Origin of the sequence: Chryseobacterium sp. Leaf180 (genome assembly GCF_001424585.1) — a bacterium.
In the GTDB taxonomy this organism is placed as follows: domain Bacteria; phylum Bacteroidota; class Bacteroidia; order Flavobacteriales; family Weeksellaceae; genus Chryseobacterium.
This window is the reverse complement of sequence record NZ_LMPJ01000009.1, coordinates 366116-380103: the sequence shown is the minus strand read 5'-3', so window position 1 is coordinate 380103 and position 13988 is coordinate 366116. Positions and strand designations below refer to the sequence as shown.

The following is a 13988-nucleotide window of genomic DNA, read 5'->3' as shown; positions in this document are numbered from 1 at the left end:
ATCAAAATGAATCCGGAGATTTTTTTAGAAGCTTAGTCCAATGCCGCCTGAGATTCTTCCGCCGTCTTCTCCTGTAAAATAATCGATTCTCGCAGAAAATGTTTCGATGATATTCAGCCAGAATCCACCGCCGACGCCCTGGTGCCATTTGTCTGAAGATTCCCCATCCAGCCAGACTCTTCCGATGTCATAGCCAACCAAAATCCCCATATTCAAAGGAACGACCCGGTTTTTCACACGGCCAAAATCCCAGCGAATTTCAGAGTTATTCACGAAAGATGACTTTCCTGCAAAACGCTCGTTACGGTACGCTCTCATTCCATTATTTCCACCTATTGCTGCTGCCTGATAAAACTCAAAATTATTATTGTTGATAAGGATTGCACGGCTTGCATTGGCAAAAACAAATTTCCCTTTTTTGTCGATTCTGTGATAAAAACTGATATTTCCTTTATAGGTTGTAAAATTGCGTTCCGGAGACGAAAGATTGGTAAGCCATGCCGCCTGAATCATCATTTCCAAACCTAATGTAGGAAAAGCTTTGTTATTTAAATTCTTATAAGTGAGGCTGTAATTGGCCCCTGCAAACTGCTGACCGTTAAAAACTTGCGGATTGACATCGGGAGAAACTGCCACGAAACGGTCTGCTGTCGTCTGCACTTTAGAATGTTCAAAATTCAGTTGAAACTGATGCGTAAAATTGAGCCAGCTCGTCGTGGAAATTGACGGCGCAAATTTAAACTGCGAAATTCTTACCCGGTTGTAGTCGCGGTTATCTTCATCCGCATCATTCCGCGTTTCATTTCCGAGGCCAAAGAATGTTCTGGCAAAAAATGGCGTCGTATATTTTGCATCAATTCCGGCATCCCAGCCAAAAACAGCTTTTTTGAAGACGCCTCTGTAACCGACATTGAAACCGCCTGTCGAAGTGTAATAATTCGCGCTGAAAGTATGTTTCTGCGTGAACGGATCGCGCACAAAATTATTTACTGTATAATTGGCAACCAAACCTACAATCACGCCGTCATCCGGATTAAAATTAATGTTCGGAAAACCTGCAAAAAAGCTGTATTTTGGAAGTTTCCAGTTGTATGTATTAAGCTCGTAATCGTTGGTGAGATGTTTTTTACCCGAATTTCCAGTGTATGTATTTTTCTGGGCTTTAAAGTCATAAATCTTCACTTTGCTGCTCTTTACATCATATGTGTCGTGATTGTAGCCGCCGATCAGCCGGATATTTATTTTTGGTTTACCGCTTCCTGAAACTTCATACACATCATCATCTTCCAGACCGTAAATCCAGAGTTCTTTGGTTTGAGAATCATAGTACGTCTTTTCGAAGACCAACTTATCATTGCCTTCTTTTTCGATTTCAAACTGTTCTACGTAAACAGATTTTTCGTTTTTAACGATGACAAAGCGGTCTCTTTTCACCGTTCCAGCCAGCGGAATTTTCTCCTGCAAAACATCATAATATCTCGTCGCAAATTCCTGAAGTTTGGTTTTTCTGATTTTCAGTTTCTGCTGCAGATCTTCTATGGTTTCATCCTGTACTTCTTTAGGTAAATCTGTAAAAGCCTTTTCTATATCTGCATCTGTCAGATTCTCCTGAATGTATTTTGCTTCTTTCAGCCATTCCTCGAGAGTGCTTTTCTTTGTTAAAATCAAATCCAGCGGATACGGTTCCATATTTATCCAGCGGATATTTTTAATATCATCATCAAAGCTTTTCATATGGCGAATCGCCGGAATATTCATAATAATTTTGAAAGCGGCACCATCGTACCGGCTGAATGCCTGATCGTGATCGCGCGGAATCGGTTTGTAAAAAAACTCATCTTCACGCTTGTATTCTGCCCATTTCCATTGGTCTTCGTGGCGGTCCCAGTCACCAATCAGCATATCAAAAAGCCGCGCGCGGATATAGTTCGCTTCGTCTACAGAATACCTGCTGTTTTTTCTTAAATTTTTAAGCAACTCCTGTGTAGAAATGATGTCAGAAGCATGATCTAAAGACTCCAAAGTTGTAGGATCGGAAGAGAAACGCTCTTCAATAAGATACATTTCATTACCATAATTCCTGTTAAATTCGCCCAGCGCCTTCTGCTTAGGAATAAAATAAAGCTTTGGATTACTGTGATAAAGCCCGACTTTGGAAACCAGATTTCCAACTGCCAGATTGGTAAAAGGATGACTTGTGGTGTAAAAATCCATTAAAAATCGGTCCGGAAAGGTGTTTTCAAGTTCGTTGCCAAAAGCATTTTTCTTAAAAGCCTGTGCATTGAGGAATCGTACTGCGCTTTTTTTTACGGCACGCATCACGAATTCCTGTCCGTCTTTAGCTTTTAGCCTGAGACTGTTGGATTGGTTTCCGCCGCCTTCACGGAATGGCGTGAAGCCGCCGTTTAAGGTCGCAAGATTTGCAGTCGGAACATCTACCGGAAGCGCGTAATATTTTCGGTAGTGATTTCCCCACAACCAAGAATAAAATTTTCCTGCTTTTGCCTGGCGTTCGCTGTATACGCTGGCTTTTACAGTTGCAGGAAAGCTTTCCGTGAAAATATTGTCAAAATTTTCAGGCTTTTTTATTACCGAAATTTGAGTAAGTTTTTTCAGAATACTGTTTTTTGTACTAAAAAATTCAACATCGGTGCTTTGGTCTTTTCTTACATTTAAAACTGCAAAACCGCTTCCTCCAAATGAGAAATCGCTGTCTCGGAAAATTGTTGCGGGATCGGTTTTGGATGCTGCACCGCTTACAATCTGACGGATGTTTCCTTTCTCGTGATACTGCAGATTGTGATCGTGCCCGGATATCAAAACTACATTAGTTTTATCCTGAATGATGCTCTGAATTCTTCCAGCAAACTCGGTGTAATGGCTGTTGCTGAGATCTTCCATATTAACACCGGAGGTATTTCTCAGAATATTCAGAAAGCTGGCAATGCCCGGAAGCGGAACTTTACTCCCAAATGGGAAAAGATGCGATTTTGCTGAAGTAAAACCTGCGTGCGTTCCCGAACTGATTACGGGATGATGCAGCGCCACGATAATTCTTTTGTCCTGATTTTTTATGATTAAATCTTTAAATTCTGCATAAAAATCCTCTCTCGTTTTGATGTCACAGTCTTTGTTGATTCCTGGGTGTTTGTCCCAGTTAATCAGCGCCCATTCAGAATCCAAAACAATCAGTTTGATGTCTTTGGTCAGATTAATATCGTCGATCGGGCAGGAATTTTTTGGCAGAAATGCTTTCTTGTCATTCAGATAAGATTTAACGAAATTTTCCTGTGCTTTCAGTCCTTCCAAACCATGATACCAGTCGTGGTTTCCGGGAATGACAATTGCTTTTCCTTTAAAATCCTGTGTAATTTTTAACTGATTTTCCAGTTTTTCTTTAGCTAAAAGATAGTTTTTATCATTTTCAGGCGGCATTCCCAAAGGATAAATATTGTCACCCAAAAATATCAGCAAAGAATTCTGATTGGCAGAATCGAGTTTATTCTTAATTAAATCTAACGTCTGCTGCGACTGAGGCTGATCGGCATTGCCGGCATCTCCAACAAGAAAAATCTGATAATCGTTTGCTTCTTGTGAAACTGAATTTGAGATTTCAGAGACACTTTTCCCTTTCTGCACATTGTAAGTCGCGCAGGAAAGAAGAAAGAGTGAAAATGCAAGCGTTTTTGCTGCCGGAAGAAGTTGATTTAAAAAAGATTTAGACGATAAATTCATACATTTACATTAAGAAAAACTGAGAGATGTCTATTTTAGAACGCGCCGAAAAACATGTCGAAAACTTACTCAAAGATAAGTTATCCGACGTGTATTTTTACCATAATTTTAATCATACAGCGCACGCAGTGGAAAAGGCGGAGGAGATTTTGGCTCACCTGAAAGTTTCGGATGCAGATGCTGAAAAAGTTAAATTGGCGCTTTGGTTTCACGATGCCGGTTTTACCGACTGCAAAGCCGAAGGTCACGAGAAAAAAAGCGTGGAGATTGCGCGCAAATTTTTACTTCACGAAAATGCGAGTGTGGAATTTATTGATGAAGTTTCGTCACTTATCATGGCGACAGAAAAAGAACATCAGCCGCAAAATCTGCTCGAAGAAGTAGTGAAAGATGCCGACTTCAGCCATTTTGCGAGTCCGGATTACCACAAAACTGCTGAAGCACTGCGCAAAGAATTAGAGCTCACCGGCGGAAACTACTTTTCTAATAAAGAATGGAACCGCATGAATGTTGATTTTCTTAAAAATAAGCACGATTATTTCACCGAATATGCCCGCGAAAACTGGCAGCCGCAGAAAGATAAAAATCTTAAAAAACTGAAGAAAAAACTGGAAAAACCGGATATGAAGCCGGATGTGAAAGAAGAAATTCCAGACAAAAAGGATTCAAAATCTGACCGTAGCGTAGATACACTCTTCCGTGTGACTCTGAATAACCATACGAGACTCAGTGATATTGCCGACAGCAAGGCGAATATTCTGCTTTCGGTGAATGCGATTATTATTTCTGTCTGTCTTTCGGTTCTGGTGCCAAAACTTGATACACCGAAGAATGCCCATTTGATTATTCCCACTTTCTTCCTTTTGGTTTCGAGTGTGCTTACGATTATTTTTGCAATTCTTTCGACCAAACCTAATGTTACTAAAACAAAATTTACGGCTCAGGATGTGGCTGCACGAAAGGTAAATCTGCTGTTTTTCGGGAACTTCAATCAAATGAAATACGACGAATATCTTGCCTCGATGCACGATCTTATGCGTGACCGCGATTATATTTACGACTCGATGGTGAAAGATTTATATTATCTCGGGAAAGTCTTAGACCGGAAATATAAGCTGCTGTCAATCACATACCAGATTTTCATGGCAGGCATTATTATCTCAGTTTTTAGTTTTGCCTACGCATTTATGACACTGTAAAAACCATTTTCTAAATCAACGAAACGCGAAGCGCCAACAATCCTGAAATGCCCTGCAGATCTTCAACTCTGAGGAATTCTACATCGTTTTTAAGAATTTCACTGGCCTGAAGTGTATTGATGTACTGAAGATATTCTTTCTGATTTTCCATCCCGAAATAAACAATAACGATTTTTCCGGGACAGGTAATTCGTTCTTCAGAATTTTTAATTTTTGCTTTTTCGAGACGTTTTTTAATGATTTCGTAGGAAGAATTGTAAGCGCCGTCGACATCAAATTTCTTTTCATCCATCCGGAAACGGATATCGACTTTTTCATTATAGACAAAAATCAGCGACGCAATATCCAGCAGCACCGGAAGTTTCATTCGGAAAATCGACACTTCCTGTTCCATAATACACATGGTTTCAAGCTGCCAGAATCTGAGTTCGCCGAGAATTTTTGATGAATAGGGAAAATCAGGCGCAATATTTTGCCCGATAAAGAGATTATGCTCAACGCCGTCAGATTTGAAACGCTCGAAATAGTGAGGATAAATTTCCTGTGCTTCAGTTTGTCGGTAATCGAGCGTGTCGGCGAGTTTACGATTGAGCAGAGTAATCGAATCATCGAGATTTTTCCGGTTGGCATAAAACAGATTGTTCTGCGAAAAAACCTGTCGGAAATAATTTTGAATTAAATCTTTCTTGCTTTCATCGGAAACCGTTTCCAGTTGTCCCTGCAAAAAAGGATGAAGATTTTCCCGCAAAAACTGCTGAAACCGCTGTTCCGTATCGGCTTTAATATCGTTATTCAGTTCATTTTCGAAAACATCCAACGCCAGTACAAACTTTTCTGTCCCCGTAAATGAAAGCTCACTGAGAATGGCGTAGAGTGATTCGATCTGATGATTAAGATCTTCAAGCATCAATAAATACCTTTTTTCTGATGACGCACGGATGTCTGAAAAGCCAAAAAGCGGCGTGAGATTCTGAAACGAAATTTCCTTGAGTGTATAAATTTTCTTGGCGATGTACGCATTAAAATACCGCTCGGCTTCATTTCTGAATTTCCAGATGACGCTGTCGTGAATTGCGGTATATTCCCGCTGAATAATGGCTTCGATCTGGTTGTTTTTCTCGAAAGTAAAACGGTTGAGCGAGAAGATAATCATGTCGGTGACAAACTCAAGCCGCTTTAGTTTTAATCCGTTGAGGCTGTTGGTGATCGGCGAAGTGAACTCCATTACGGCAAGAAGCTGATTATCTTTCACTATCGGAATCACCATAAAACTGTTGATCGATTTCTCCTTTAAAATTTTAAAAGAATCAAGCTTTTTAATCTCATCATCAAGAAGGTTTACATCCGGAACAACAATCGGTTTTGGGTTGTACAGAATATTATCAAAGGTTCTTTGGCGGAAGTTTTCATCAAACGTATTCAGCCAGAAATCGAGGAGATGATTGGTAAAAACATTCGCATAAATAGGCAATCGCTCGAGCTTTTTATTTTTAATATCAAAAAGCATGAGACCGAAATTCAGCTCGGCAATATCAAAGTACGACTTGAAGATCTCCTGAAAATTTTTCTCGGGCGTGAGGTTTTCAACATCGATTTCAATCAGGGCCGATTTCAGATCAGACAGGGCAACTTCCGAAGTACAGTCGACAAGCGAGATAATCGAAAATCCGCTGAAAATCCATGACTTGAGCGGAAAATGTTTTTTCCAAAGCCGCACATCATCCATATTTCCGATGAGCATATCGATGATTTGCTGATCAGGAAGAACTGTGCCTTCCGCAGGAAAAATCTCGGAAAAATCTGTATTAATCGTGATCTTGTAATGCTTGATAATGCCTTCGCTGTTCGGGATGTCGTAGTATAGCGGAAGAGTGATCTTAAAATCGAGATTAAAATAAATCTGCAGAATGATGCAGCACGACATGATATAAAATTCATCCGAATTGATCTGCCGGAACTGAATATTAAAATCGGTTCCCGCTTCTGTAAGAATATTCTGAAAACGCTGAGAATAATTAAAAGTCGTATTCGTTAGCGGCATACTTGCGGCTTTGATCTCATTTTTCGTAAGGCCGGTAGGGAACAGATCTGCGAGCAGAAGACGGATGAGATCTTTATGTTTTGTAAGCAGCGAAAGATCCTGAAAACCTTCACGCAGCTCCGGGAAGTTTTTCACCTGCTCGATGAGCGAATGGGCATAGCTGGCGCGGTATTCCTGACGGTCATTGTAGCGGATGTGTTCTAAGACATCCAAATATTTTTTGAATGAAATAAAAACCTGAAACGGACTTTCTAAAGTTTGGGTTTGAGACAAAACAGGTGTTAAAATAGAAGTGTAAAGTTATTAAAAAGCATTCTGAAACGCACGGAGAATTTGGCTTAAAGATTCTTAGCGGTAGTCATTTCCACCCATTTTGCCTCGTTGGTGAGGCTTTCTGTCTGAAAAACCACCCTTTTTGCCTGGAAGTTGAGGCAAAATGCCTGGATGCTGAGCCTTTCTGCCTTGTTATCCAGCCAAATTGCCTGGAATTTGAGGCAAATTGGCTGGGTAACGAGCCAATTAGGGTGGATTTCGGGGCAATTGCCTCGTTTATATTTACAGTATAGATGTTAGTCGTTTTAGTAAATTAAGAATCGACTTAAATAAAAAAAAGCACAACTTTCGCTGTGCCTTGATTTTATATTTGAACGGTTAAAGACCGAACTGTTTTGCAAATAAATCCGGAAAAACGCCCAGTACAACAAGTGAAGCAATAATAACGACTGCTACGATATTGTACGTAATGGTTACTTTTTCTGACGTTTTGAAGGTGCTTTCTTTAAAGAAAAACATTGCTATGATCAGTCGTAAGTAGTACGCAATCGAAATTGCAGAACCTAAAACAGCGATGATGACAAGAAATGCGTTATTGTCTTTCGTCAAAGCCTGAGCAAAGAGAGCAAATTTCCCCATGAAGCCTGCCGTCAAAGGAATTCCAGCCATTGACATTAGGGAAATGGTGGCTACGACAGCAAGAAGAGGTTCACTTTTCGCAAGACCTTTAAATGCGTTGTATGAAGTTTCACGTTTGATTTTTTCAACATAGATAAGACACATGAAAACGCCGATTGTTGCTAAAGAATAGGCGAAAAGATAAAAAGCTAAATTGTAAGTCGACTGTGCCGTCATTCCGAAAAACACCAATCCGATATAACCGGCGTGCGAAACAGAAGAATAGGCAAGCATCCTTTTGGCGTTGGTCTGTGCGAGTCCCATGGCATTGGCAAGGAATAAAGTAATGATGAGGAAAACGCCTAAAATATTAAGCCATTCTGCGGTGATTCCTGAGAAGCCTAAAGTCATCATTTTAAACAGAGCAAAAAACCCTGAAATTTTTACAACACTTGCCATGAAAGCGGTGATAAGCGAAGGTGAACCCGCGTAGACATCCGGACTCCACATATGGAACGGTGCCAGTGCCACTTTGAAAGACATTGCGCAGAGAATCATTATCGCTCCAATGATGAGCATCAGATCTTTGCTGTTGTTCACAGAGAATTCCTGAATTTTATATAGATCAAAAGTACCGGTGCTTCCGTAGACAAATGCGATCCCAAAGAGTAAAAAGCCTGTAGCAAAGGCACCCATCAGGAAATATTTTATAGAAGCTTCGTTAGATCTTAAATCCGTTTTGTTTGACCCTGCCATTACATATAACGGAATCGATAGAATTTCGATACCGATAAATAATGTGACTAAATTCTGGAAACCAAAAAGGATAATTCCGCCGCAGAGTGCAAACATCATTAAAGCGTATAGCTCAGACTGATGACTTCTGTGATTGGTAAATGCAAATCCGCCCAAAAAGAATAGCAGAATCGTCGTAACGATCGCGATTTTGGTAAACAGAGCGGCGTTGTTGCCATATTCGTACATGTGTCTGTACTGCGCAAAAAATGAAGCTTCAGGTAAAAAGCTCACGTACAAAGCGACGATCAAACCAAAGATTCCTATGTATCTCGCCATTTTTCCCTGCTCGAAAACTCCGGAAAATAAAGCGGCAACTGCGGTAAGGAAAACAATAATTAAAACACTCATAGTATATATTTGAGATTTAGAATCTGAGTTTACAGTTGATGTGAGCTCAGTTTTGCGGTCTCTTATTTTTTAAATTAGTAATCTTTTAATTTCTGAATCTTTTGGATTTTAATTAATCAAAGAGGTAAAGACAAACTTCAGCGAACTTCCCACCATATCTATTATTGGCTGCGGGAAAATTCCGGTGAAAATTACCAGTACCGCAATACTTGCCAGAACTGAAAATTCTACCGCTGACAGATCGCGTGCCGTGCTCAGTGTAGCATCGTTACCCGGACCAAACATGGCTTTCCCATAAAATCTCAACAGATAAACAGCGCAGAGAATCACAGTAAGACCGGCAATAATTGACGCCAGTACATTAAAATCAAAAACCGATTTGATCAAGATGAATTCCCCGATAAAACCATTAGTCAACGGTACGCCCATTGAGCCTAAGATAATGATTAAGAAAAGTACCGCAAACTTCGGAGCCACTTTCGCAAGCCCGCCCATTTGTCTGATGTCTCTTGTTTTAAATCTTTTAAATAAGATATCTGCGCAGAAAAACAAACCTACGACGTTGATACCGTGCGCGAATGTCTGTACCAGAGCACCTTCCGCACCCTCGATGGTGAAAGTTCCTTTTAAAGTAAGCACCGCTGAAGAAAAAATACCGGCCACCATCAAACCAACGTGAGAGAAGGATGAATAGGCGATAATTCTTTTCATGTCGGTTTGAATGATCGCGATTAATGCTCCGTGAATAATCCCAACAATCGCTAAGATGATTACAATCTGTCCCGAAATTCCAAAGATTGCCGATGGTGTGATTGGAATTAAATATCTGATAATTCCGTAGATGGCCATTTTAAGCATAATCCCGGAAAGCAACATTGAACCCTGCGTTGGCGAATACGTGTACGTATCCGGCTGCCAGGTATGAAACGGGAACACAGGGAGTTTTACTGCAAAAGCAAAAAATATAAACCAGAATGTTACGATCTGCTGCGTTTCGTTTAGATCTGCATTATATAAATCAGTCAAAGCAAATGATGCTGAGTGATTGTACACGTAGATTAAACCGGCCAGCATAAACAGTGATCCTACGAAGGTATACACAAAGAATTTTGTAGTAAACTCGAGTCTTTTGTTTTCCTGACCCCAAATTGCCGCAATAAACCAGATCGGAATCAAAGTAACTTCCCAGAAGATATAAAACAGCAAACCGTCAAGCGAAGTGAAAACTCCGACAAGACCAAACTGCATCAAAAGAATCAGGCCGTAAAATGATTTTCTGTAATTAATGTCTTCGTTAAAAGAAGATAAAACGATCAGTGGTGTCAATATGTTGGTAAGTAAAAGCAAAAGCATACTCATGCCGTCGATACCGAAATGCAGACTGCTTTTGATGAACTGCGACCATGGCTGATTGATCTCGTACTGCAGAACGCTGTCTACTGTAGGATTGAAATCAAAATCTGAAAGCGCGTAAAACGTCAACAGCATTTGCACGATGGCAATCGCAAGAGCCACATATTTAGCAGAAGCGTTTTTCCACGCGAAAACCAGTCCCGAACCTACTAGAGGTAATAGTAATAATGTTAATAGTAAATAAGACATTATTGTAATATAAAGTTAACAATCAGTATAATTCCTACAGCAAGCGTCATAATGAGCACATAATTTTCTACGTTTCCGTTTTGTATGCGCTTCATTGATCTTCCGCTGTCTTCAGCACCTTCGCCCACGTAATCTACAAAACGGTCGAGAACGCCTTTATCAAACATTTTTCCGCCGCGGCCAAAACCTTCAACCGTTTTCACGAAAAGTGCATTGTAAAGCTCATCGACGTATAATTTCCGGGCAGAAAGTTTTTCCCAACCTGTATAATCGTCTTCAGCGAGAGCTCTTTTCTTTTTATTGACATACGTGTTTTTTACAATAAACCAAACCGAGAAGAACATGATTACAGTCGCCCCAAGCAAAATCATTTCGGTATTAAAATCAACTCCTGAGAGTGTCATTTCCATTTGTTTAAAGCTTTCATCCGTTAGAACAGGTTTCAGCCATTCCATCAGTTTAGCATAATGACCGTGACCGATAAAGTGAGGAAGATTGATAAAACCTCCGATAACTGATAAAACTGCCAGAACAATTAACGGTAAAGTCATGCTGAGCGGACTTTCGTGTAAATGATGTTTCTGCTCTTCAGTTCCTCGAAATTCACCGTGAAAAGTAAGATAGTATAGTCTGAACATATAGGTTGCTGTAACTGCTGCCAAAATAAAGAGCATTACCCAGTAAACCGGATTTTTAGCATAAGCAGCAACGAGAATTTCGTCTTTAGAAATCATCCCTGATAAAAGCGGAAAACCTGAAATCGCAAGTGTACCGATAAGAAAAGTGATGTGTGTAATGGGAATTACCTTCTTTAAACCCCCCATAAAGCGCATATCCTGTTCGTTGCTCATCGCGTGAATGACAGATCCTGCACCTAAGAATAGTAAAGCTTTAAAGAAAGCATGCGTCATCACGTGAAACATAGCAGTCGTGTAAGCGCCCAAACCTAATGCGATAAACATAAAACCAAGCTGTGAAACGGTGGAGTAGGCGAGTACTTTTTTAATATCGTTTTGACGGAGTGCGTAGAAGCCGGCCAATGCAGCGGTGATGAAACCGATGAGCAAAATTCCGTCCTGAACGGTCGGCGCTAAAGTAAATAAGAAGTTTGATCTTACCACCAGATAAATACCTGCTGTAACCATTGTTGCAGCGTGAATCAATGCTGAAACCGGTGTCGGACCAGCCATCGCATCAGGTAACCAGGTGTATAAAGGAACCTGAGCAGATTTTCCGGTAGCGCCGATGAATAAACTTGAGGTGATAAAGATAATTACAGATCCGTCAAGTTCAAATTTACCTGCATTTTGTTTTATGGTTAAATAATCTACAGCGTTAGTCTGCGTCGCAAGCATAAAAATTCCAATCAGTAAAGCAAGGTCACCAATACGGTTCATGATGAAAGCTTTTCTTGCCGCTTTACCATATTCTTCGTTGGTGTACCAGAATCCGATCAAAAGGTAAGAACAAAGACCTACACCTTCCCAGCCGATGAATAGAATCAAATAATTGCTTCCCATTACAAGAAGAAGCATTGAGAAGATAAAAAGATTTAAATAGGTGAAAAATTTAAAGAAACCTTTATCGTGGCTCATGTAACCGATCGAGTAGAGATGAATCAGAGAACCAATTCCGGTGATAATCATAATCATCATTAATGAAAGCTGATCGATCTGAAACCCAAAATTAATCTGAATTCCATTTACCCTGAACCATTCAAAAGCTTTTACGATAACGGGCTGACCTTCTGTGTCAAAATTCATAAAAAGACTTACAGAGATGCAGAACGGTATAAAAACCATAAGCGTTGCAAGACTTCCGACAAATATTTTGGGAAGATTTTTTCCGAAAAGTCCGTTAATGAGAAATCCTAAAAGGGGTAAAAGTATTATTGCATAAACTAAATTCTCCATTCTTTATCCTCTTAATTTATTAAATATACTCACATCTACCGAGCGTGTATTTCGGTAAAGCATCGCAATAATTGCCAAACCTACCGCAACTTCGGCGGCAGCCACCACCATAATGAAGAAAACCAGAAGTTGCCCGTCGCCATTGCCTTTGTATGCAGAAAATGCAGCCAGCAAAAGATTGACAGAATTGAGCATCAGCTCTACACAACCAAGAATTACGATCGCGTTTTTTCTCAGAAGTACTCCCAAAACTCCCAGGCTGAAGAGCACTGAAGAAAGGATGATAAAGTACTCGAGCGGTACGCTTTGCATAAAAGTATTTGCTTCTCCCATAATTTTTATAATTCCTTTTTACCAATTAAAACCGCACCTACAATACCTGCCAAAATCAGGATTGAAGCCAACTCAAACGGCAAAACATATTCGTTAAATAAAAGACGGCCCAGGTTTTTGGTAAGACCCACGCCCTGATCTACGTTTTCTACCACTACATGATTTTGCTGTACACCTCTGAAAACACCCAGAATACCGATCAGTAAAATCCCGGCAGTAAAAACCCCGACAAATTTTAAAGTATTGCTCTTCTTGCTTTCGTCTTCTTTATTAAGATTAAGCATCATCAAAATGTAAAGGAATAAAACCATGATCGCGCCTGCGTAGACGATGATCTGTATAATGGCCAGAAACTGTGCATTCAGTAAAATGTACATTCCGGCGATTGAAAACATGGTGACAATCAATGATAAAATTGCATAAAGAGCATTCTTTGAAAACACAAAATATACAGCACTTGATACGGCCAAAAACGCCACCAGGAAAAATAAAAACTGATCCATTATTTTACTGCATTTCTTTGTTTTTCAGATTGTCTTTCGGAAACGTCAATCCTTTCGTTAATTTTTTCTACCAGTTTATCTTTTCCGTAGATAAAAGAACCTCTGTTGGTTTCAACATCCACCAAACGGTCGGTAAGGTATATGGCTGATTTTGGGCAAGCCTCTTCGCACATTCCGCAGAAGATGCATCTCAGCATATTGATTTCATATACAGAAGCATATTTTTCTTCCCGGTAAAGGTGTTTTTCATCTCTTGTACGTTCAGAAGCTGTCATCGTGATGGCTTCTGCCGGACATGCAACAGCACAAAGTCCGCAAGCTGTACATCGTTCTCTGCCTTCTTCATCTCTCTTCAAAACGTGCTGACCTCTCCAGATATCGGCTCTTGGCTTCAGCACTTCCGGATACGAATATACCGCAGGAGCACCTTTTGCCACAGTCCGTACAGCGTGCTTGAACGTGATTCCCATTCCTTTCAAAATCGCCGGAAGGTAGATTTTTTCAGAAAAGGTCATTTCTTTATTTGAAACGACTTTTGATCTGTCTGTAAGTTTCATTTATTGTAGATATTAGATGTTAGACTTTAGATTTTAGACCAATCTTGTCTTTTATCTTAACTTATTAC

General features: G+C 40.1%; 9 protein-coding genes. 1 reads left to right on the top strand and 8 read right to left on the bottom strand.

What is annotated here, in order from left to right:
- Positions 1–24: 24 nt before the first annotated feature.
- Positions 25–3735: a metallophosphoesterase gene (locus ASG01_RS10820; protein ID WP_055863518.1), complete on the bottom strand. Its 3711-nt coding sequence runs from the start codon at positions 3733–3735 to the stop codon at positions 25–27.
- A gap of 26 nt (positions 3736–3761) precedes the next feature.
- Here ASG01_RS10820 and ASG01_RS10815 point away from each other — a divergent pair, with 26 nt between their 5' ends.
- Positions 3762–4934, top strand: a complete 1173-nt coding sequence (locus ASG01_RS10815) for a Pycsar system effector family protein (RefSeq protein WP_055863517.1) — start codon at positions 3762–3764, stop codon at positions 4932–4934.
- Positions 4935–4944: 10 nt separating this feature from the next.
- Here the strand turns inward: ASG01_RS10815 and ASG01_RS10810 are convergent, their stop codons facing one another.
- From ASG01_RS10810 to ASG01_RS10780, 7 genes are all read right to left on the bottom strand, one after another.
- Entirely contained in the window at positions 4945–7248 is a 2304-nt protein-coding gene (locus ASG01_RS10810) for a GAF domain-containing protein (RefSeq protein WP_055863516.1), read from the bottom strand.
- A 378-nt stretch (positions 7249–7626) separates the two neighbouring features.
- The gene (locus tag ASG01_RS10805) at positions 7627–9012 is read right to left on the bottom strand and encodes an NADH-quinone oxidoreductase subunit N (protein WP_055863515.1); all 1386 of its coding nucleotides are present in this window, start codon (positions 9010–9012) and stop codon (positions 7627–7629) included.
- A gap of 108 nt (positions 9013–9120) precedes the next feature.
- The gene (locus ASG01_RS10800) at positions 9121–10614 is read right to left on the bottom strand and encodes a NuoM family protein (RefSeq protein WP_055863514.1); all 1494 of its coding nucleotides are present in this window, start codon (positions 10612–10614) and stop codon (positions 9121–9123) included.
- Positions 10614–12527, bottom strand: a complete 1914-nt coding sequence (gene nuoL / locus ASG01_RS10795) for an NADH-quinone oxidoreductase subunit L (RefSeq protein WP_055863513.1) — start codon at positions 12525–12527, stop codon at positions 10614–10616. Before nuoL ends, ASG01_RS10800 begins: the two co-directional genes overlap by 1 nt.
- A 3-nt stretch (positions 12528–12530) precedes the next feature.
- Positions 12531–12860, bottom strand: coding sequence for an NADH-quinone oxidoreductase subunit NuoK (gene nuoK / locus ASG01_RS10790; protein WP_055863512.1), 330 nt, complete (start codon positions 12858–12860; stop codon positions 12531–12533).
- A 5-nt stretch (positions 12861–12865) separates the two neighbouring features.
- Entirely contained in the window at positions 12866–13363 is a 498-nt protein-coding gene (locus ASG01_RS10785) for an NADH-quinone oxidoreductase subunit J (RefSeq protein WP_055863511.1), read from the bottom strand.
- Entirely contained in the window at positions 13363–13920 is a 558-nt protein-coding gene (locus ASG01_RS10780; protein ID WP_055863510.1) for a NuoI/complex I 23 kDa subunit family protein, read from the bottom strand. The genes ASG01_RS10785 and ASG01_RS10780 overlap by 1 nt, the downstream gene beginning before the upstream one ends.
- Positions 13921–13988: the final 68 nt, after the last annotated feature.